This window comes from Rhodococcus sp. 3258, from assembly GCF_031456475.1.
Classification (GTDB): Bacteria; Actinomycetota; Actinomycetes; order Mycobacteriales; family Mycobacteriaceae; genus Rhodococcoides; species Rhodococcoides fascians.
In genome coordinates this window covers 343,451-363,971 of record NZ_JAVDUT010000001.1, presented here as the reverse complement: position 1 = coordinate 363,971, position 20,521 = coordinate 343,451, and the positions used below count along the sequence as shown (strand labels likewise).

General features: G+C 63.3%; 18 protein-coding genes. 8 read left to right on the top strand and 10 right to left on the bottom strand.

The genetic code is table 11. The annotated features are described in order from the left end of the window. Positions 1–5: 5 nt before the first annotated feature. The 4 genes from J2X62_RS01615 to J2X62_RS01600 all read right to left on the bottom strand — a co-directional run bounded on the left by J2X62_RS01615 (position 6) and on the right by J2X62_RS01600 (position 4,837). Complete coding sequence (locus J2X62_RS01615) at positions 6–1,070, bottom strand: ABC transporter permease (protein WP_080729054.1); 1,065 nt, start codon at positions 1,068–1,070, stop codon at positions 6–8. Further along, complete coding sequence (locus J2X62_RS01610; RefSeq protein WP_052056750.1) at positions 1,067–2,698, bottom strand: sugar ABC transporter ATP-binding protein; 1,632 nt, start codon at positions 2,696–2,698, stop codon at positions 1,067–1,069. Before J2X62_RS01610 ends, J2X62_RS01615 begins: the two co-directional genes overlap by 4 nt. Before the next feature lie 10 nt (positions 2,699–2,708). Next, a complete protein-coding gene (locus tag J2X62_RS01605; RefSeq protein WP_045842118.1) occupies positions 2,709–3,710 on the bottom strand; it encodes an ABC transporter substrate-binding protein in 1,002 nt (333 codons plus the stop codon). Between the two features lie 116 nt (positions 3,711–3,826). Then, the gene (locus J2X62_RS01600) at positions 3,827–4,837 is read right to left on the bottom strand and encodes an aldose epimerase family protein (RefSeq protein WP_052718703.1); all 1,011 of its coding nucleotides are present in this window, start codon (positions 4,835–4,837) and stop codon (positions 3,827–3,829) included. A gap of 207 nt (positions 4,838–5,044) precedes the next feature. On the opposite strand from J2X62_RS01600, the gene fdhA reads away from it, so the two are divergent. From fdhA to J2X62_RS01580, 4 genes are all read left to right on the top strand, one after another. Beyond that, positions 5,045–6,262: a formaldehyde dehydrogenase, glutathione-independent gene (fdhA, locus tag J2X62_RS01595; RefSeq protein WP_032385562.1), complete on the top strand. Its 1,218-nt coding sequence runs from the start codon at positions 5,045–5,047 to the stop codon at positions 6,260–6,262. 201 nt (positions 6,263–6,463) lie between these two features. Further along, complete coding sequence (locus J2X62_RS01590; RefSeq protein WP_032393260.1) at positions 6,464–7,018, top strand: nuclear transport factor 2 family protein; 555 nt, start codon at positions 6,464–6,466, stop codon at positions 7,016–7,018. Positions 7,019–7,189: 171 nt separating this feature from the next. Further along, the gene (locus J2X62_RS01585) at positions 7,190–8,557 is read left to right on the top strand and encodes an MFS transporter (protein WP_032393261.1); all 1,368 of its coding nucleotides are present in this window, start codon (positions 7,190–7,192) and stop codon (positions 8,555–8,557) included. A 46-nt stretch (positions 8,558–8,603) separates the two neighbouring features. Continuing rightward, on the top strand, positions 8,604–10,304 hold the full coding sequence (locus J2X62_RS01580; RefSeq protein WP_032393262.1) for an amidohydrolase: 1,701 nt from the start codon (positions 8,604–8,606) through the stop codon (positions 10,302–10,304). Between the two features lie 98 nt (positions 10,305–10,402). Here J2X62_RS01580 and J2X62_RS01575 read toward each other — a convergent pair whose 3' ends face one another. From J2X62_RS01575 to J2X62_RS01550, 6 genes are all read right to left on the bottom strand, one after another. Beyond that, the gene (locus J2X62_RS01575; protein WP_032393263.1) at positions 10,403–11,359 is read right to left on the bottom strand and encodes a PDR/VanB family oxidoreductase; all 957 of its coding nucleotides are present in this window, start codon (positions 11,357–11,359) and stop codon (positions 10,403–10,405) included. Positions 11,360–11,368: 9 nt separating this feature from the next. Further along, positions 11,369–12,109 carry an SDR family NAD(P)-dependent oxidoreductase gene (locus J2X62_RS01570; protein WP_032393264.1) on the bottom strand — a complete coding sequence of 247 codons (741 nt, stop codon included), beginning with the start codon at positions 12,107–12,109 and terminating at the stop codon, positions 11,369–11,371. Beyond that, complete coding sequence (locus tag J2X62_RS01565; protein WP_032393265.1) at positions 12,106–12,618, bottom strand: aromatic-ring-hydroxylating dioxygenase subunit beta; 513 nt, start codon at positions 12,616–12,618, stop codon at positions 12,106–12,108. Before J2X62_RS01565 ends, J2X62_RS01570 begins: the two co-directional genes overlap by 4 nt. Next, positions 12,611–13,909, bottom strand: a complete 1,299-nt coding sequence (locus tag J2X62_RS01560) for a Rieske 2Fe-2S domain-containing protein (RefSeq protein WP_032385767.1) — start codon at positions 13,907–13,909, stop codon at positions 12,611–12,613. The genes J2X62_RS01565 and J2X62_RS01560 overlap by 8 nt, the downstream gene beginning before the upstream one ends. A 100-nt stretch (positions 13,910–14,009) precedes the next feature. After that, the gene (locus tag J2X62_RS01555) at positions 14,010–14,375 is read right to left on the bottom strand and encodes a hypothetical protein (RefSeq protein ID WP_032385555.1); all 366 of its coding nucleotides are present in this window, start codon (positions 14,373–14,375) and stop codon (positions 14,010–14,012) included. 17 nt (positions 14,376–14,392) lie between these two features. After that, positions 14,393–15,547, bottom strand: coding sequence for an acyl-CoA dehydrogenase family protein (locus J2X62_RS01550; protein WP_057473888.1), 1,155 nt, complete (start codon positions 15,545–15,547; stop codon positions 14,393–14,395). Positions 15,548–15,757: 210 nt separating this feature from the next. Here J2X62_RS01550 and J2X62_RS01545 point away from each other — a divergent pair, with 210 nt between their 5' ends. The 4 genes from J2X62_RS01545 (at position 15,758) to J2X62_RS01530 (ending at position 20,496) form a co-directional block, all read left to right on the top strand. Beyond that, positions 15,758–17,281 carry a PAS domain-containing sensor histidine kinase gene (locus J2X62_RS01545; RefSeq protein WP_032393397.1) on the top strand — a complete coding sequence of 508 codons (1,524 nt, stop codon included), beginning with the start codon at positions 15,758–15,760 and terminating at the stop codon, positions 17,279–17,281. Between the two features lie 122 nt (positions 17,282–17,403). Then, entirely contained in the window at positions 17,404–17,673 is a 270-nt protein-coding gene (locus tag J2X62_RS01540; protein ID WP_230074066.1) for a hypothetical protein, read from the top strand. After that, positions 17,670–18,947, top strand: a complete 1,278-nt coding sequence (locus J2X62_RS01535; RefSeq protein WP_310176658.1) for an amidase — start codon at positions 17,670–17,672, stop codon at positions 18,945–18,947. The genes J2X62_RS01540 and J2X62_RS01535 overlap by 4 nt, the downstream gene beginning before the upstream one ends. Before the next feature lie 85 nt (positions 18,948–19,032). Then, positions 19,033–20,496, top strand: a complete 1,464-nt coding sequence (locus J2X62_RS01530; protein WP_310176655.1) for an aldehyde dehydrogenase family protein — start codon at positions 19,033–19,035, stop codon at positions 20,494–20,496. Positions 20,497–20,521 lie beyond the last annotated feature (25 nt).

Below are 20,521 nucleotides of genomic sequence, written 5' to 3'. Positions count from 1 at the left end.
GTCGCTCACGGTCGTACCGCCTTGGTGGAGTCGGTGCGGAACCACGTCCGCAGTGATGCGCGGGCTCGTGGTGATTGCAACAGGCAGACCACGATGATGACGACCGCTTTGAACAGGTAGTTGGCCTCGGAGGGGATACCGACATTGGTGATGGTGCGCGTGAGCGTGCCGATGAGCAGGGCACCGACGACGGTGCCGGCGATGGAGAATCGACCACCGGTCAGAGCAGTACCGCCGATGACGACAGCGAGGATCGCGTCGAGCTCGATCCACTGGCCCAGACTGTTCGCGTTCACCGAGTTGGTGTTCGCAGCGATGATCAGACCGGCCATTCCCGAGCACACCGCGGCGAACACGTAGACCGTCCAGACGATCGTCCGCGACTGGACACCGGCCAATCTGCTTGCCTCCGGGTTGATTCCGACGGCTTCGACGAGCATCCCCAGTGCAGTCCGCCGGGTCAACAGTGCGGTTGCCGCCACGACCACGAGAGCGATGATCAGTGCCAGTGGAAGTCCGAGAAGCGTGCCCGACGCGAGCGTGCTGAAGGCCGGGTTGTTGACTGTCGTGATGTTTCCGTCGGTGATCAACATGGCCAGGCCACGTCCGGCGACCATCAGAATGAGCGTCGCGATGATGGGTTGAATTCCGAAGACCGACACCAGAAGGCCGTTCCACAGACCCAGCAGCAGACATGCTCCCAGTGCCCAGACAACAGCCATGATCATCGTCGTGGTGGCACCCTCGTCCGGTGCCGCGACGATGCGAGTACACGCAACGGCGGCAGCGATGACTGCCACTGCGCCCACGGAGAGGTCGATGCCGCGGGTTGCCACCACCAGCGTCATGCCGACGGCCACCAGAATGAGCGGCGCGGAGTTGCGTGCGATATCGACGATGTTTCCGAACAGGCCACCGTTCTCGATTCGAATGTCGAGGAAGTCCGGTGTCACAACGACATTGACGACGATCAGAGCTATCAGAGCCAGCAGCGGCCAGACGACCGGCTGGGCGAGGGCGGCACGTGCGCGAGCGGGCGCGCCGGCCGATGGTTCGAGGGTTTCGGTCATGATGCGACATTCCTGTCGGTGGTCGAAGTGGCGGCCGCGACGGGTTCGTCGGTGCGCACCCCGGCTGCGATGGTGGCGAGCACGTCGCCGACCGACACACCGTCGTTGATACGTTCGTCGATCTTGCGGTGATCTCGCATGACCACGATGCGGTCACTGAGGCGCAGGATCTCTTCGAGCTCGGCGGAGATGAACACCACCGACATTCCGCGCGCGGCCAGGTCGGCCACCAGGGTTTGGATCTGCGCTTTGGCACCGATGTCGATTCCGCGTGTCGGTTCGTCCAGAATCAGAAGTTCGGGTTCGGTGATGAGCCAGCGGGCGAGGAGCACTTTCTGTTGGTTGCCGCCGGACAGGTTGCGCATCAACGCGTTCGGATCGGCGGGCCTGATGTCGAGTGCAGAGATGTATTCCTTGACGAGCTTGGTGCGGGTGGCACGGGGGATGGGACGAAGCCATCCACGCTTGGCCTGCAGAGCGAGCAGCATGTTGTCGGCCACCGTCAGATCGGCCACCACACCGTCGGCCTTGCGATCCTCGCTGGTGAGGGCGATGCGCTGATCGGCGGCCTGGCGTGGACTGCGAATGCGGTGCTTGGTCGCATGCACTTCGATCGATCCGGAGTCCGATCGATCGGCTCCACCGAGCAGGCGAGCAAGCTCGGTACGGCCGGACCCGAGCAGACCGGCGATGCCGACGACCTGTCCCGCATGAAGACGCAGATCGGTTGCTTCCAGTGCGCCCTTGCGTCCGATGCCCAACACTTCCACGACGGGCGTCTGTTCGTCGGAAACCATCACCGGCTCGCGGCTGTCGAGTTCGCGCAAGGTGTCCAGTTCCCGACCGATCATCAACTCGACCAGCTCGAACTGCGGAGTGTCGGCGACCAGGCGCTCGGAGACGAGCTTTCCGTTGCGCAGGATCGTCATTCGGTCGGAGATCCGATAGATCTGGTCGAGGAAGTGCGACACGAAGACGATCGAGGTTCCGTCTTCCCTCAGCCGTTCGATGACGGAGTACAGGGTTTCGACCTCGTCCTTGTCCAGGCTCGAGGTCGGCTCGTCCAGGATGAGGACGCGGGCGTCGACATCGACTGCGCGGGCGATGGCGACGAGCTGTTGCACGGCGATCGGATGGTCCCCGAGGACCGACGACGGCTCGATGTCGAGGCCCAGCCGGTCGAGAGTCGTTCTGGCACGGCGGTTCATCGCTCGCGTGTCGATACCGCCGATGGCCCCCAACAGTTTTCCGGGTAGGCGTCGGGGCTCGCGGCCCAGGAGCATGTTCTCTGCGACAGTCAGATTCGGAAGTAGGTTCACTTCCTGGTAGACGGTGCTGATACCTGCAGCCTGGGCCGCGCTCGGCGTCGCGAACTCGTGTTCGGTTCCGTCGATCGTGACCGTTCCGCTGTCGATCGAGTAGACCCCGGTCAGTGCCTTGATCAACGTCGATTTACCGGCACCGTTCTCACCCATCAGCGAATGCACCTCGCCGGGGAAGAGCCGCAACGACACCCCGTCGAGGGCTCGGACGGCACCGAAGGTGATCGAGATGTCTTTCATCTCCACGAGCGGAGTCGGCTCTGTGCTGGTGATCGGCTCCGCGGTGGGAACGGTGTCGGTATGCATGCGTCGACTTTCAGTACTGGCGGTCGGCGAGTACTGCTGCCGCCTGGTCGGGCGTGAAGGTGGTCTCCTCGGTGACGACCCTCTTGGGAACGTCCTCGCCCTTGACGACCTTGTCCGTGAGCTCCATCAGTTGCGGTCCGAGAAGTGGGTTGCACTCGACGATGAAGTCGATCTTCTTGTCCGCCAGTGCTTGCATTCCGTCCTTGACGGCGTCGACGGTGATGATCTTGATGTCTTTTCCGGGTACCAGCCCGGCTGCTTCGATGGCTTGGATTGCGCCCAGGCCCATGTCGTCGTTCTGGGCGAAGACGACGTCGATCTGGCCTCGATTGGAGTTGAGGAACGACTCCATCACCTGCTTGCCGCCGTCACGGGTGAAATCGCCGGTCTGTGACGCGGTGATCGCGATGTTCGACTGGCCGCCGATAGCGTCGCGGAATCCCTCGGCCCGGTCGATGGCGGGAGCGGCTCCGGTGGTTCCCTGCAGCTCGACCACGTTGATCTTGCCGTCGCCGGTGGTGTCCGCAGAGGCGCTGTTCTGCACCAGCCAATCGCCTGCCTTCTTGCCCTCCTCGACGAAATCGGAGCCGAGGAACGTGGCATACAGCGAATCGTCGGTGGTGTCGACGGAGCGGTCGGTGAGGATCACCGGGATGTTCGCGCGCTTGGCTTCCTGGAGGACCGGCTCCCATCCCGTCTCGACGACGGGGCTGAAAGCGATGACGTCGACCTTCTGCTGGATGTAGGTGCGAATCGCCTTGATCTGGTTTTCCTGCTTCTGCTGCGCGTCGGAGAACTTCAACTCCATGCCGGCAGCGCTGGCCGCGTCCTGGATGGAGATGGTGTTGGCCGTGCGCCATCCGCTCTCGGCACCGACCTGGGAAAAGCCCAGCACCGTTGCGCCGTCACCGCCGCCGGACGCGTCGCCGCCGCCTCCGCTACTGCACGCACTCAGGACGATCGCACCACTCAGAATGAGCGCGCTCGCCGCAAAAATTGTCTTCGACGCCATGGTGATCTCCTCAATGTCGCCACTCCACTGTGACGTGTGCAACACAGTGTGAGCGTTAACATCGGGCCGCGTCAAGACTTGAAACGTTTGAATTCCAAAAATTTGTGAGCGTTCACTCAAGCGTGAAGTGCAGAAAATCTCCACTCGATCACGGACCGGTACGTCTGGCCCGGTCGCAGCACCGCAGAGGGAAAGTTCGGGTGATTCGGTGAATCGGGGAACAGCTGGGGTTCGAGTGCGATGCCGTCGCCTTGGCGCAGCATCGAGCCGCGTCGGGACACATCGCTGCCGTTCAGGAAGTTGCCTGTGTACACCTGCACGCCGGGCTGATCGGTCCACAATTCCAGTGCCGTTCGACTGCGCTCGGAGCTCAGGATCGCCGCACGCCGATGCCCCGTACCGTCGACGACGAAGTTGTGGTCCACACCCCGGGCGGTCAGCAACTGCGGATGAGTGGCTCGGGCCAGGTCTCCGACTCGTCCGGGCGTGCGCAGATCCAGCGCGGTGCCGTCGACGGATTCGATGGCACCGGTCGGGATTCCCTCGGTGTCGACCGGGGTGTACGTCGAGGCGAACACCTGCAGGGTGTGATCGTCGATGCCATGGCCATCGAGATCGAAATACGCGTGCGACGTCAGGTTCACCACCGTCGGCGCGGTGGTCGTTGCCGTCGACTCCAGCCGCACGCGATCGGTCGTGACGGAGAACTGGGCCCGCGCACGGACTTCGCCCGGGTAGCCCTGATCGCCGTCGGGGCTGATCAACTCGAACTCGACCGAATCCGGCGATCGGCCGACCACGGTCCAGTGTCGTGAGTCGAAGCCGTCGGTTCCGCCGTGCAGGTGGTTGGTGCCGTCGTTGATCGTCAGTTGCACCGCCTGCCCATCGATCTCGAACCGGCCGTCCTTGATCCGGTTCGCGTACCGGCCGACGGTAGAGCCGAAATAGGCAGTGGACGAACGAAGCTCACGCTCGCCCGCCACGCCGACGAGAACGTCGCGGCGCTCGCCGTCTCCTCCGGTCACCGACATTCGTTGCAGGGTCGCGCCGTAGGGGAGTACCTCGACCTCCACCCCGGGCGAACGTCCGATGGTGATGGTCTCGTTGTGATCGTCGTCGGTGGGCACCGGTCGACGATAGCTCCGGGGAGTGAGATCGGTCCCCGGATTGCTTCGTGCGGCGGGCGACGCACCGTGTATTCGTAGGTGCGCATACTATGGTGTGATGCAGGCCACATCACTGCGCGTTGATCGTCTCGATGAGATGAAAAGAGCTATCGCGCAGGCGATCTCGGTCTGTCGAACGCAGCCGGACACCGTCGAACAGGAGAAATCGTGGCAGACAACAGAGCAGTGACGTACGCCGGACCAGGAAAAGTAGAGGTTCAGGACATCGCTTTTCCGGGCCTGGAATTGACCGATGGCCCCGGCGTGAATCCGGCCAATGTCGGCCGCAAATGCGAACACGGCGTGATCCTGAAGGTCGTCTCGACCAACATCTGCGGCAGCGACCAGCACATGGTCCGTGGACGCACGACGGCACCCGAGGGTCTGGTGTTGGGCCACGAGATCACCGGCGAGATCGTCGAGGTCGGACGAGACGTCGAATTCTTGAAGGTCGGCGACATCTGCTCGGTACCGTTCAACATCGCCTGCGGACGGTGTCGAAACTGCAAGGAGCGCAAGACCGGTATCTGCCTCAACGTCAACCCGGATCGACCCGGTTCTGCGTTCGGTTACGTGGACATGGGCGGATGGGTGGGCGGCCAGGCCGAATACGTCATGGCACCGTACGCGGACTTCAACCTGCTGAAGTTCCCCGACCGCGATCAGGCGATGGAAAAGATCCTGGACTTGACCATGCTCTCCGACATCTTCCCGACCGGATATCACGGCGCGGTCACCGCGGGAGTGAAACCCGGTGCGACGGTGTACATCGCGGGTGCGGGCCCGGTCGGTCTGGCGGCCGCGGTCGGCGCACAATTGCTGGGCGCGTCGGTGGTGATCGTCGGCGACATGAACGCCGACAGGCTGGCGCAGGCACGAACGTTCGGCTGCGAGACCGTCGACGTGGGCAAGGGCGCGCCGCAAGATCAGATCGAACAGATCCTCGGTGTCCCGGAGGTCGACGCTGCGGTGGACGCGGTGGGATTCGAGGCTCGCGGCCACGGCGGAGACTCGTCCCACGAAGCACCGGCCACGGTGCTCAATTCGCTGATGGACATCACCACCGCGGGCGGTGGCATCGGAATTCCCGGGCTCTACGTCACCGGCGATCCGGGCGGCGTGGACGAGGCCGCACAGCGTGGTGCTCTCTCGCTCAGTCTCGGCACCGGTTGGGCGAAGTCGCTCTCGTTCGCCACCGGGCAGTGCCCGGTGATGAGCTACCACCGGGAACTGATGAATGCCATTCTCAAAGAACGAGTGTCGATTGCGAAAGCGGTGAACGCAACGGTCATCACTCTCGACGACGCCCCCCGCGGCTACCGTGAATTCGACAGCGGAGTCGCACAGAAATTCGTCATCGACCCGCACGGCATGATCGCCGGCTGACACCGCGGCGTAACTACGGCCGCCCTCGCTCCGGTGGATGCGAGGGCGGCCGTTCTCGTGTGCGGTCGAAAGGCGGTGGAGCGCAGGGGGTGACGGACGAGCCCGACAACGCTGAAGGATTTGCGTATATCGCCGATTTCGGAGTCGACATAGCGTCGAGTCGTACCCGTCCGTGATCGTGGTGTTTACCGAGGAGATCGAATGACCGACACAACCATTGCTCAACTCACCGCCCGACTCGAGGTGCTCGAGTCCGAGGCAGACATTCGACGCATCCAAGCTCGCTACATGTTTCTGTGCGACACTCCGTGTCCCGAATTCGGCGTGGACGACGACGCTCGCCGAATCGAGCTGGTGCTGGACCTGTACACCGAGGACGCGGTCTGGGAAGGCGTGGGCGAGTATTACGACGGCCAATTCGGCCGCGCCGAAGGCAAGGAAGCCATTCGGGCGCACTTCAACCGCTTCTGGGGTGAAAAGACCGATCCTGCGTTGTTGCTCAACGCCCACTACCTCACCTCGGAACAGATACACGTCGACGGCGATACGGCCGAGGGCCAGTGGATTCACATGCAGCCCTGGCTGTTCTCCGACGGCAGGAGCCTGTTGCGTTCGAGCCGCCTCAACAACGCCTTCCGTAAGGTCGAAGGCCGGTGGCTCATTTCCAGAACTCGCACCGAAAACGTGTTCGTGGCACCGCTACCGAACCATTTCGCGGAAGCGTTCCCCAGCTCGTCGGTGTTGTTGAAGCCCTGATGCATCGAAGTCGAAATGTCAATAGGGATGTGGAGTCGCCCGCCTAGGGGAACCTTTATTCAGGCCCGGTTGCGCTGAAATTCTTCTTGGGATGGTCGACAGTGTTCTCTACAACGCCGCGAGAATCACTCTCCAGTCCGGCGGTCGTCCAACCGAACAGGATCGATACCGATGTCCGAGAAGATAGTTGCAACCGAAGCCGAGTCACCGCCGAAGCGTTCGAGTCTGGGAAGAATTGCATTCGCCAGCGGCGTCGGAACGTCACTGGAATTCTACGATTTCGCTATTTACGGAACCGCTACAGCACTCGTGTTCACCGATACGTTCTTCCGCACGGGTAATGCATGGTTCGGCACATTCATGGGTCTGGCCACATTCGGCATCGGATTCTTGATGGCCCCGCTCGGGGCCGTGCTCTTCGGCTGGGTCGGTGACACCTACGGTCGCCGCCGCGCCCTGCAGTTGACGTTTCTCGGGATGGGTGCGGCCACCCTGATCATCGGCGTGCTCCCCACCTACGCACAGGTGGGCGTCGCGGCCCCGGTCTGTCTGGTTCTACTCAGGCTCGTTCACGGACTGTGCCGTGGTGGTGAGACCGGTGGCGCTGCCGTGCTGGCCATCGAGCATGCCCCGGACGACCGAAGAGCACGCTACGGAGTCTTCACCGCTCTGGGGTCCCCGATCGGCACGATCCTCGCGAATGCGTCGTTTGCATTGGTTCTGCTGTTGCCGGCAGAGACGGTGCAGGAGTGGGCGTGGCGCCTGCCGTTCCTCTTCGGCGGTCTGGTTCTGGTGTTGGGACTGTGGGTTCGCAAGGGCGTTCACGAGAGTCCGGTGTTCCGACAGATGGTGGCCGAGCGCGGGGAAGAGGCCGTGCGGGCGCAGATGCCGTTCAAGACCGTCGTGAAGAGCAGTTGGCGTCGCCTCGTGCTTGCGGCGGGGGTCAACGTCGGACTGAACTCCACGACCTTCGTGCTCGCGATCTTCATGCTGTCGTACGCCACGGCCGAAGCTCCGGAGGGGCTCGGTCTTCCACGTACCGACATCGTGTACGGCAGTATCGCCGCGTTGGTACTGCACGGCGCGGCGGTGGTGCTTGCATCACTGCTGTCCGATCGGATCGGACGCCGACCGGTGATGATGGGCGGTGCGCTGGCCACTATCGCGGCGGTGCTCACCATCTTCCACATGGCCCAATGGGGCACCGTCACCTCGGTTGTGCTCGGTTTGATGATCGGGTTCACCGCCACCGGGTTCCTGTTCGGCCCGATGTACACGTACTTCACCGAGCTGTTCCCGAAGGAACAACGCCAGACCGGGATGGGCATCGCGTTCCATGTCGGGGCGGTGCTGGGCGGCGGCATTGCACCCCTGATCGCGAACCGGATCGTCGCATTCACCGGTGATGCCTCGAACATCGGCTACTACCTTGCCGGTGCCTGCATCATCTCACTGACCTGCCTGTGGATTCTGCCCGAGACTGCGCCGGTTCGGTTGGAGCGCAATCGGATTGCGGCAGGCGCGGCTCGTGCGTCCTGAACACGATCACAGTGGCCGGATCCGGCCACCGAAACAGAGGAATGTCATGACGTACGCCGATTCTGTCTACATCAACGGCCGTATCTTCACGATGGACGCCGCTTTCGGTATTGCGTCGTTCGTCGCAGTCACCGGTGATGTCATCACCGCTGTCGGCATCGACGACGACGTTGCGGCGCACATCGGGCCCGACACCGTGGTGATCGATCTCGCGGGCAACACCGTCCTACCGGGAATCAACGACTCTCACCTACACGGGATTGCCTTCGGCTTGGATACTCCGCCGTTGTCCCTGGACGTGACGTACCCGACGGTGCAGTCGATCGCGGATGTCGTCGCAGCTGTGAAGGCAGCCGTCGACGCCGCGCCCGAAGGTGAATGGATCATCGGAACCGGCTGGGACGAAGGATATCTCGATGAGTGCCGCGGAGAGGCAGGGCGATCGCCGACCCGTTGGGATCTCGATGCGGTGTCTGCGCACAACCCGGTGTTCCTACAGGACTTCTCTCGGCACACGTCCTGGGTCAACTCGGCTGCGCTACGGCTCGTGGGCGTCGACGAGAACACCGTTGTTCCCGAGGGCGGCCGCGCGGTGAGGAACGCCGAGGGAGAGCTCACCGGCATATTCATGGAGGGGGCGCAGTCTCTGGTGCAGGCAGGCCTCCCACTTCTCGACGACGCACGACGCGAGAAAGCCGCACGATCGGCAATCGCCTCACTGCAGCGCGAGGGCATCACGAGTTTCACCGATCCGGCCCTGGGGCCCGGCGGAGAATCGCTCGCGGGAGGTGCGATGGGCAGTGGGGGCCTTGCCACGTACGCGAAGCTGGCGGCCGCCGACGAACTCGGAATTCGCGTATCCGTACTGCTGCTGCCGTGCGGAATGAGTGGTACGGCAGAGGAATTCGCAGAAAATCTGGCTGGTATCGAACCACCGGCCGGCCCGGACTCGCGTATGTTCCGGGTGCTCGGCGTCAAGGTGTTCGCCGATGGGATACCGCTGAGCAAGACGTCGTGGATGCACGAGGAGTATGTGGGTGGCGGCTGCGGATCGCTCTGTGTCGGTGGTGAAACCGACGAACGCCGCGTCGAAGAAGTGACCGAGATGGTTCGACGAGGCCATATCGAGGGCTACCAGGTAGGCGTGCACGTCACCGGTGACCGAGCGATCGACACGGTGGCGGCCGCACTGATCGCAGCACAGCGTGATCACCCGCGACCCGATCCGAGGCACTACTTGATTCACGGCGACTTCATTTCTCGAGAAACGCTGGACAGGCTGGCCGAGGCAGGAATCGGCGTCAACATGAATCCGACGATCAAATGGACCATCGCTGATCTCGAGCCGGAGTTCGTCGGAACCGAGAGGGCAGCATACGAATTCCCCTATCGAAGTGCCGTGGACTCAGGGGTTCGACTGATGAGTAGTTCGGATGCCCCTGTCACGATGCCCAGTTGGCGACAGGGGCTGTCGACGATGATTCTTCGCGAGAGCAAAGCCTCTCGGGCCGTCAGCGGCCCGGACCAGACGATCTCGTTGGAGCAGGCGCTCCGCACCTACACGATCGACGCGGCGTGGCAGGACTTCGCCGAGGACTGGAAGGGATCGATCGAGGTGGGCAAGGTTGCCGACCTGACCGTCATCGAGGGTGATCTCCTCACCGTCGACCCTCATGACATACCCGCAATGGCAGTGCTGCGCACCGTAGTCGGCGGTACCGCTGTGTACGAGCGGGCGCAGCAGTAGCGCGTGCCGGGCATGGTGCGGACCTCGCGCGGAAGCGGGTGATACCGACTGGCCTCCCCCCGCCGACATTGCGGGGGGAGTGGGCCGTTCAGCTGCGATCAATACAGCTCGATGACCAACTTGCTCGATTTCGCACGCGAGACGCAGAGCGCGATCTGGTTGCCCGCGGCCTTGTCTGCAGCCGACAGGCAGTTGTCTCGGTGCTCGGGTTCGCCCTCGAGGAGGCCGGACACACACGAGCCGCAAATACCTTCCTCGCACGACTTGAACACCTCGATGCCGTTCTCCTCCAGCACGGAGAGAATCGATCGGTCGGCAGGTATCTCGAAGGACTCACCGGTATCCATTTCGACGGTGAACCCGGTGTCACCAGAGGTGTCGATGTCGGAGGCGACGAAGTGTTCGATATGAACGTTGTTCGGCCCCACCGTCGGTGTGAAGATCGAGACCACAGTCTCCATGAAACCTTCCGGACCGCAGGTGTAGACGGCCGAGGAAGCGCTCACGGAGCCGGCCAACCCGTCGAGAACAGCCTTTTGCTGTGTGCGGGAGAGACCGATGTGGAGATGGACACTGTCACGGAATTCGGCCCGATCCTCCAGCAACTCGAGAAACGCGGTGTGCTCCCGACTGTGCGAGAAGTAGTGGAGCTGAAAATCGGAACTGCTGTGGTGCAGTTGATACGCCATGCTCAGCAGGGGAGTGACCCCGATACCGGCCGCGATCAGCACATGGGCGTCGGCGTTCGGTGCCACCCCGAGGATGTTGCGCGGTTCGCTGATCTCGATGACGTCGCCTTCCCGAATCCGGTGCAACGCTTCGGATCCGCCGCGGGACTCCAGCTCGCGTTTGACCGCGATGAGCAACGAATCGGGTTCGGCAGGGGGACCGCACAGGGAGTACTGGCGCAGTACGCCCGTCGGACCTGTCACGTCGATGTGGGCACCGGCCTGATAGGGGCCGAGTGCGCCCCCTCCGTCGCGCACGAGACGAAGGGAACGAATGTTCGGCGTTTCGTCGACGATCTGCGCTACGACAACTTTGACACTGGACACGGCGTCTTCCTAACGCATGTAGAGTCCGCCGTTGGCATCCCAACAAGCACCCGTGACCGACGCTGCGGTCGGCGATGCGAGCAGAGACACCATTTCGGCGATGAATGCCGGGTCGCCGAGACGACCGACGGGGATGGTCTGTGCGTAGGACTCGATATTGGCCTCGCCGACGATCTTCCGCACGATGGGGGAATCCTGGGGCCCGGGTGAGACCGCGTTGACGGTCACTCCGGAGGGTGCCAACTCTCGGGCGAAGACTTTCGTCAAAGACATCACCGCGCCCTTGGCCGACGCATAATGCCCACCGGTTGCCGTTCCACCGTTCTGTCCCGCCAAAGATGCCATGTTCACGATGCGGCCGTACCGGTTGCCTGCCATGTAAGCACCGAATATCTGGCAGGCCGTGAAGGTGCCTTTGAACCCGACGGACATGACCGAGTCCAGCTCTTCGGCCGTGATGTCCATCAGCGGACGTGCCTGTGTCTTGGCGGCGTTGTTGACCAATACCTCGACCGATCCGAAGTCGATGATCACTGCGGACAGAAGACGCTCGATCGCAGACCTGTCACCGACATCCACCTGGTAGCTGCGGACCGAGTCGGCAGAGCCGAGTTCGGCTGCCAACGAATTCGCGGACTCCAGGTCGATGTCTGCGACAACGACTCGGTGACCGGTGGAGTGAAGTTTGCGCACAATGAGCTCGCCGAGCCCGCTCGCGCCGCCGGTGACGACAGCAACAGGCGCGTTCACAGCAGGAATCCGGCTGCGGGAACGGCGTCCTCGCTGTCGACGAGCCGAATCACCTTGAGAGCGATCCGGTCCGCTGCGCCGTCGACTCCCAGTCGGATGCGGTATTCCACGTCGCCGGCCCACAGATCGTGCTTCCCACGTTTGAACGCGACGACGATCTGTGCGGCCCTGAGGTGAACAGTGTCGTCCGCACAGGATTCGACGACGAAACGGGAGACGGTTCGGGTGGTGATCGCAGCGTCGACGGCGGCGATCGCGTACCCCTCGGTCATCCGCACCACCCGCATGTCACGCATCCGAGCGTCGTCGTAGATCATGTTGAGACGATTGTCGAAGTCGTCTCCGGTCGAGTCGATCGGGACGACGTACAGGCCGTCCTCGGAATACAGGCCCTTCCACGTCTCGTATTGCTTGCGATCGAGCAGATCGGCCTCGCGCCAGATCAATTCGATGGCTCGTACCACACGGGTGTCTGCGATCGACAGCGTTTCCACGGCGGTATCAGTCATGGCTCATCATCTCTTTCCACTGTGCGTAGGCGGCGCGCATACCGGTTTCGTCGGTCACGTGCGAGGTGGGCCATCCTTCGGCACTCGGCTTCTCCCGAGCAGCACCACGATTGACGAGAATGGGCATGTCGGGAGCGCCCTGAGCGCCGCGTTGCACCCGATCCCATCCTTCTGCGTCGTCGGGTGTACCGAAACCGAACGGACCCTGGAAGTGTTCGTGCACTCGTAACCGCGCCCTGTTGACCGGATTCACCACCTCGGCCGGCCCGTCGGGACCGATTGCCAGATGCTCGATGGTCGTCGCGTCGACTGCGGTCGGCTCGAGAACACGGAAGAAGGCAGCCGACATCGACACGTTCGGGAAGAGATTGAGGTTGAAGCCGGTGCCGTGCATGGCGCGAACGATTTTACGGATCGCCGGCTCGTCGAGACCCGCAGCGGACAGCTCGGCCACGAGATCGTCGAAACGCGCCTGCAGCGGCTCGGATCCATCGTCGGCATCGAGATCGGAGTGCTCGGGCACCATCTGCATGACGCTGTGACCGTTGCCGAGATCGTGGGTGACGGCTTCCGGGTTGGTCATGAACGACATCATGTCTGCCGTCTCGGCGTCGACCGATGCCATCCAGGATCGATGAACGATGGGGAAATGATAACCGTCCGTGGTGTTCTCGAGCTGGATCTTCCAGTTGCCGTTGAACCGGAATCGGTGCGTACCCAGCACCTTGATGGGGTAGCCACCGCCCTGTTTCATGAATCGATCGATCCACAGCTTGGCGTCGCCGAGAAAGTCTTCGAGGGATTCGATGTCCTGGGCGAACGTGGCGAACACCATTCCGCCGTAGGACTCCGTGCGCAGTTTCCTGAGCGAGAGTTCGCCCTTCTCGATGACGCCCTCGTACCCCTCGGGGTACGGAATGCCGCGCAGCTGCCCGTCGAGGCTGTACGACCAGGCGTGGTACGGACACGTGAAACCGTTTGCGACGCCGGTCTTCTGCTCACAGATGCTGGCACCACGATGCCGACAGCGGTTGAGCAGTGTGTTGATCTGTCCCTTGCGGTTCTTGGTCACGATGACCGGCTGCAGGCCGACGTGAGTGGATTTGAAGCTGCCCGGCTTCGGGAGCTCCGATTCGTGAGCGACCCAGATCCAGGTGCTCTCGAAGATCTTGGTGATCTCCTCGTCGAACACGTCCGGGTCGGTGTAGATCCGACCCGCGACACGATCGCCCATCACCAGATCGGACGCCGGGGACTTCGGTGTTGTCTCTACGGTGTCGTGCACGGTCATCGATATCTCCAAAGCTCTCACGTTGTCGAGGTTGTCAGTGGTGGCCACCGAACGACGCAGCTGTGCAGCGTCGTTCGGCGGAGCATGAGTACGCGGTGGTTCAGTACGTGCGGGGCGTGAGTGCGCGGCCGATGCGGGCCTCGATCTTCACGTACTTCCACAGCTTCCAGTCGCTGGATCCGACTTCGATCGTCCGCAAGAAGTTGCACGCCTGCTTGACGGTGTCGTGGGAGTCGACATCGGCGAGCAAGTAGCACGTCCACGGCCAGGAATCCGAGGGGCCGACCATCGTGGCGTCGTCGTCGATATCGCCGATGAAGTCGACACCCTCGAGACCCTTGATGCCGTCGGACAGGGCGACGAACGCAGTCCAGACGTCTCCGGCTGTCACTCCGGACTCGGGGAGATCGAAGAAGTTCTGGTTGATGCCGATACAGAACAGAACGCGAAGCGGAGTAGTGGTCATGTGTTGTCCTTCGAGGGTCATTTGAAGCCGGGGACGGTGGGCGGTAGGCCCATCAGCACTGCGCCTGCGGCGTCGAGAACGGCTGGGCCCAGGAATGCGTGCTGCTGAGGAACGAGTGCGTCACCGGTCCACTGCTGAAGCGGATGCGATGCGTAAATGGCTCCGGTGCCCGAGATTTCGACGACTTTCGCTGCAGTCGCCGCCGAAATTTTGGCGAGGTGGGTCGATGCCAGACGGAGGTGAGCATTCTGAGCGTCGGTGGGTTCGAGCCCGTTCAGCACCGCGCTCCACACCTCGTCGGTGACCTCGTAGAAGTACGCTCGCGCAGATCGCAAGGCGGCTTCCGCCTCGGCGACGGCAATGCGGTAGTAGGGCCGGTCTGCGAGCTTGGGGGCTCCGGTGATGCCGGACCTGCCGGCACCGACCTGCACTGCGTAGTCGAGCGCGCTTCTGGCGACGCCTGCACCGACCACTGCGAGAACCTGTGCGGCGTAGGCGATCGTCGGGTAGCGGTAGAGAGGCTCGTCGATGGTCGCCGCGCCGCCGCGAATGAAGGTCCACTCCCGCGCTACTTCGACCTTGTTCACCACGAGGTCGAACGACCCGGTGCCGCGCATACCCACGACATCCCATTCCTGGACGATCTCCACGTCCTTCGGGCGCAGCAACGCCGTTCGGGGTTTTCCGCCGGTCGAGTCGTCACCGGGAATTCCGACGCCCAGAATGTCGGCACCCATCGAACCACTTGCGAATTTCCAACGCCCGTCGACCAGGAATCCCCGGTCGGTCGTCGCCGCCGGCTGTACCGGAAACAGACCCCCCGCGAACACGACATCCGGTCCCTCGGCGTACAGCTCGGCCTGAGTGTCCACCGGTAGAGCAGCGAGGTAGATCAAGGCAGAACCGAAGCTCGCCACCCACCCGGTCGAACCGTCGACAACGGAGATCTTCTCGATGGTCCGCAGGAAGTCCGCCGGGGCCTGCGGATCGCCGCCGAAGCATCTCGGGGTGGCGGCCCGATATATGCCGATTTCCTTGAGGCGGGCCACGAAGTCGGGGGAGACGAAACGCTGATCGCGAAACTCCGTCCGCCGCTGAGCCAGTTCGACCAACACGTCGTCGAGAGTGGCCGTGCTTCCGGCGTCGGGTGGAGCGTCCTGAGTGACGGTCATGATCGGTCTCCTTGTGCAAGGCCTCGTGCCTCGTGCCTCGTGGCCTGTTCGTTGGTTCGACCGTAATGCGAGTCACGTGCGGCCAATATCGGTAAAGAGTGCGGTCGGCAGGGGGTGCGTCCATCAGTCGTATAGGTAATTTCTTCAGTCCAGGTGTGAGATTCGAACCTTCCGCACATCGTTCGGTTCACCGCGCATACGCTCGTGAAGATGTCCATGGACTCACGTGTTCCGGAATTGGTGCCGGCCGATTTCGTCGAGATGATGAATGCCGCGCAGGTATGTGTGCTCGTGCACGACGGGGCGACCAAAAGCATCCTGTGGGCCAATCCCGCCGCCTGCGCGATGCTGGAATTCGATCTCGACGAAATGCGTCCTCTCAAGGCGAACGACATGAGTAGTTCTGCGCAGCAGTACGACCGAGTGGTCGGACGAGCGTGGTTGCACGAGGCCGTCGAATGCGGCAGCAGTCGTATCGAGTGGCACTATCGGTCGAAATCCGGCCGTATCATCCCGACCGACGCCATTGCGACCAGGATCGAATTGCGCCAGGGCCCCGCAGTGATGGTGCAGTTCCGGGACATCGAGAACGAGCAGCGCACCGAACGTGCGTTGAGGTTGACCACCACGTACGTCGACGCACTGTCGAGGAATACGTCCACGATCGCGTTCGTGCTCGACGAGACCGGCGCGATCGGATTCGCGACCGACACCGCGATGGAACACCTGGGTATCGATCCCAGTGTCGAACCCCCGGCAGGCAGATCCCTCGCCTCGTACGCGTCGTTTCATGTAGCCGGTCGCCGATCCACCTGGAGCGACCTGGCACGGGACGCGAGTCCGGTGGCCTCGGTCCGTCTGGAAGTGCTTGCCGCAGAGGGCAGAACACGGTGGCTGGACGGCAGTGTCGAGCGACTGCAGGAGGACGAGGTCAGCGCCTATCTGATGTTGCTGCACGATGTGTCCGATCGCGTGCGCACCGAGGAGATGCGCGGGCTGGAACTTCAGCGCGAGAACTATCTGGCTCGGTACAACGCCATGGGCGATATGGCCATGGCAATCGCACACGAGTTGGGGCAGCCGCTCGCGGCGGCGGGCAACTTTCTGGCGGGGGTCGAGACCATCCTGACCGGCGACGGTCATCTCGCGGCGCGCGTGGAGTACGGTCTCACATCGGCTCATCGGCAAATCGAAAGGGCAGCAACGATCGTCTCCACACTGAGGACGTTCGTCGGACACCTCGAACAGATCGATCAGACGGTAGATCTCAATACCGTCGTCACCGAATGTCTCTACTTCATTCGCCTCCGCGCGGAACAGAATTCCGTCCGAATCGACTTCGAGCTCGCCGACGATCCGGTGCGGGTGCGCTGCGAACGCGTACTCACCGGCCAGGTCATCATCAATCTGTGCTTCAACGCGATCGACGAAATGGCCCAGTGCGCGCTCCCGGACCGCACGATCACCCTGTCCACCGGGAACCGCGAGGACGGTGGTGCCTTCACCGTGACAGACCGAGGAAGAGGGCTGCAGCGCAACCCTTTCGAGGAGTCGTTCACCACCAAGCAGTCGGGCAGCGGGATCGGTCTCGCACTCAGTTATCGGATCATCACCAGGCAGCACGGCTCCATCTGGTACACCCCCGGCGCGGAGGGCGGTTCGGTGTTCGGGTTCGTACTCCCGACGGTCGATAGGGACTCGGCTGTTGCGGGCGAGCACGGCCCACCGGCGTAGGGAAAATCTTCAGGGTCGGCAAGGAACTCTTCATTCCGGTTCGACCGCCCGGCTCGTAGCGTCGACCCATGATCTTCGGTTGCTGAGCAGTGCGCAGCCGGACCTATCCGGGAGAGCGACGTATGGACGACACACGCGAACGCATGACACTGATGTGCTACAACGACACTCACGGGTACGGATGGCGACACGTGGACCTGTTCATGCACGACCATGAGGGCAACGAGCTGAACTGGGTGCATTGGCAGGTCCGAGCCGATGGCCCGGATGCGGCAGATCGGGCGACCGAGCGCGCCGAGCCAGCACTGCGGCGCGTCTCGGAGTGGCGACATTTCGTCAGTGCCGGTGGAATGGACTATTGGACAGCCGACGCAGTGTGGGGCGACCGATGAGCATCGGCTCTCCCCTGTACGAGCCGTGGTCGCTGGCCGATCTCGTGGCCGACCTACGGGCCGGACGCAGCACCGTAGAGGATGCATGGCGGCGGTCCCAGCGCCGCATCGACGACACAGAAGATGATCTTGCGGCATGGGTAGTGCACGCGCCTCCGGTCGAGCTCGAGGATCCGCCCGGCCTGCTGGGCGGAATTCCGTTGGGAGTCAAAGACATCGTCGACGTCGCGGGACTACCGACGAGATGCGGAACGTATCTCTATGCCGCGCGGGGGCCGGCCGAGGCCGATGCCGCTGTAGTGCAGGCCTGGCGCACTGCAGGTGCCGTGCCCGCGGGCAAGACCGTCTCGACCGAGTTCGCATTCTTCGCCCCCGGACCGACTCGCAATCCTGCCGATCCGTCGCGCACCCCGGGGGGATCGTCGAGTGGTTCGGCAGCCGCGGTGGCGTCGGGGCAGGTGCCCTTGGCCGTCGGTTCTCAGACCGCCGGATCGGTGACTCGACCCGCCTCGTACTGCGGCGTCGCGTCGATGGTCATGACCCGGGGGCGGCATTCGACCGAGGGCGTGACCGGCTTGGCGGCCAGTCTCGACAGTCACGGATTCTATGCCGCCCAGGTACGCGACCTTGCATGCGCGTGGTCCGCATTCGTCGGGCAGGAGGTGGTTCTGGGTTGTATGCCTGCGCCGCCACGGGTACTGCTCTGGGACGCAGGCGAACTCGGCGTCGTCGAGCCCGACATGGCAGATGCTCTCGCCCGTCTCGGTCGTGGGATTCGAGCGGATGGAGCCGGACAGTCGGCATTCCCCGCGGGTGATGCCGTTTCGCTCGCCACCGCTGCCCATGCCGTGGTCATGTCCTACGAGGCAGCACGCGAACGGAGCGCACTCTTCGCCGATGTCGACCGACTCAGCGCTCCGCTGACGGCACTGTTGCAACGCGGAGCAGCAACCGCCACCGCGGACTACCACGCTGCGTGCATCACCGTCGCCGAGACGCGGGAGCACATCCTGAGTCTCTTCGACAGCGTCGACGTCATCGTGGGGCCCGCGGCCCCGGGCGCTGCCCCCGAAGGTCTCACCGCGACAGGGGATCCGGTACTGAGCCGGGCGTGGCAAGCCTGGGGACTGCCTGTTGTCACCGTTCCCGGCCTGACCGATGGCAGGGGCCTGCCGCTCGGAATTCAGGTCATCGGACCGCCGAACTCGGAGGCAGAACTTCTGGCCGGCGCGTCGTGGATCTCCGCGGTGATCGCCTCGCAGCCTGCGGCGTGATCGCCGGCATCACCGATGCCGGTTTCGGCATCGATTTCCTTTCGTCACCGAGCACCATTCACTTCGACCAGCACAGGAGGCGGCCATGACCGCAGTATCGAATTTCACCACCGATCTTTTCATCGACGGGGGCTGGAGCAGCGGCGGCGCCGGTACATTCGAGACTTTCGATCCTGCGACCGGTGAGAAGCTCGCCGACATCGCCTCGGCGGACGCCGCAGACGTCGATCGTGCAGTCCGCGCAGCGCAGTCCGCGTCGACCGGAAGCTGGGCCGCGGTGCCGCCATCGCACAAAGGGCAGCTGTTGAACAAGCTGGCCGACTTGGTCGAACGTGACGCCGAGCTACTGGCCCGCCTCGAGTCGCTCGACATGGGTGGACTGTTCTTCCTCGGCAAGATGATGTTCATCCCCAATCTTGTTGCCTCGCTTCGCTACTACGCGGGATGGGCAGACAAGATCAACGGCGAGACCCTGCCGAACGACGGCTACATGGGCCGTCCCACGTTTGCCTACACCCGCCGCGAACCAATCGGGGTCATCGCCACGATCATTCCGTGGAACGCCCCACTGATGATCCTCGGATGGAAATTGGCACCGGCGCTGGCCACGGGTAACACGGTGATCGTCAAGCCGGCCGAGGACGCGTCGTTGTCGATCCTGCATCTCGCGCGTTTGATCGAGGAGGCCGGATTCCCAGCAGGCGTCGTGCAGGTTCTTCCGGGTATCGGTTCGCTTACCGGCGAGGCGCTCACGACACACCCCGGCGTAGCCAAGGTGTCGTTCACCGGATCCACCGCCGTCGGCCGTCGAATACTCGTGAACTCCGCTGCGGACTTCAAGCGCACCACGCTGGAGCTGGGAGGCAAATCGCCGCAGATCATCTTCGGCGACGCCGATCTCGAATCGGCAGTGGGCGGTGCCGCAATGGGACTGTTCACCAACTCGGGCGAGGTGTGTGCCGCGGGAACGCGTATCTTCGCGCACCGCTCCGTGTACGACGCGGTAGTGGAGGGACTCGGTGCGGCCGCCGGAGCGCAGGTGCTCGGCAATCCCTTCGACGCCTCGACGACAATGGGCCCGTTGATCAACGCGAAGCAGAAGAACCGCGTGCTCGGCTATATCGAGAAGGGCAAGTCCGAGGGTGCCCGCCTGGTAGCGGGTGGTACCGACGGCGACGCAGACGGAAACGACCGCGGCCACTTCGTACGTCCGACGGTGTTCGCCGGCACCAACGATCTGACCATCGCCCGCGAAGAGATCTTCGGGCCTGTGGGCATCGTCGTTCCCTTCGACGACGATATCGACGCAATCGCTTTGGCCAACGACAATCAGTACGGCCTGGCGGCCACGCTCTGGACGACCGATCTGGGGCGGGCCCACACCGTGTCGGCGGCATTGCAGGCGGGAGCCGTCGCGGTCAACGGATGGTCCCCACTTGCTCCCCAATTGCCCTGGGGCGGAGTCAAAGCCAGTGGTCTCGGCCGTGAGCTCGGATACGAAGGAATCTTGGCCAACACCGAGGCGAAAACCGTCACGATCGTTCTGTGACCGACCACGTCGACTCCGTCGGCCG

What these genes read in the sequence shown, in the direction of transcription:
- J2X62_RS01615 (WP_080729054.1), bottom strand. Translation starts at nt 1,070, where the DNA reads ATGACCGAAACCCTCGAACCATCGGCCGGCGCGCCCGCTCGCGCACGT.
- J2X62_RS01610 (WP_052056750.1), bottom strand. Translation starts at nt 2,698, where the DNA reads ATGCATACCGACACCGTTCCCACCGCGGAGCCGATCACCAGCACAGAG.
- J2X62_RS01605 (WP_045842118.1), bottom strand. Translation starts at nt 3,710, where the DNA reads ATGGCGTCGAAGACAATTTTTGCGGCGAGCGCGCTCATTCTGAGTGGT.
- J2X62_RS01590 (WP_032393260.1), top strand. Translation starts at nt 6,464, where the DNA reads ATGACCGACACAACCATTGCTCAACTCACCGCCCGACTCGAGGTGCTC.
- J2X62_RS01585 (WP_032393261.1), top strand. Translation starts at nt 7,190, where the DNA reads ATGTCCGAGAAGATAGTTGCAACCGAAGCCGAGTCACCGCCGAAGCGT.
- J2X62_RS01580 (WP_032393262.1), top strand. Translation starts at nt 8,604, where the DNA reads ATGACGTACGCCGATTCTGTCTACATCAACGGCCGTATCTTCACGATG.
- J2X62_RS01565 (WP_032393265.1), bottom strand. Translation starts at nt 12,618, where the DNA reads ATGACTGATACCGCCGTGGAAACGCTGTCGATCGCAGACACCCGTGTG.
- J2X62_RS01560 (WP_032385767.1), bottom strand. Translation starts at nt 13,909, where the DNA reads ATGACCGTGCACGACACCGTAGAGACAACACCGAAGTCCCCGGCGTCC.
- J2X62_RS01555 (WP_032385555.1), bottom strand. Translation starts at nt 14,375, where the DNA reads ATGACCACTACTCCGCTTCGCGTTCTGTTCTGTATCGGCATCAACCAG.
- J2X62_RS01550 (WP_057473888.1), bottom strand. Translation starts at nt 15,547, where the DNA reads ATGACCGTCACTCAGGACGCTCCACCCGACGCCGGAAGCACGGCCACT.
- J2X62_RS01545 (WP_032393397.1), top strand. Translation starts at nt 15,758, where the DNA reads ATGTCCATGGACTCACGTGTTCCGGAATTGGTGCCGGCCGATTTCGTC.
- J2X62_RS01540 (WP_230074066.1), top strand. Translation starts at nt 17,404, where the DNA reads ATGGACGACACACGCGAACGCATGACACTGATGTGCTACAACGACACT.
- J2X62_RS01535 (WP_310176658.1), top strand. Translation starts at nt 17,670, where the DNA reads ATGAGCATCGGCTCTCCCCTGTACGAGCCGTGGTCGCTGGCCGATCTC.
- J2X62_RS01530 (WP_310176655.1), top strand. Translation starts at nt 19,033, where the DNA reads ATGACCGCAGTATCGAATTTCACCACCGATCTTTTCATCGACGGGGGC.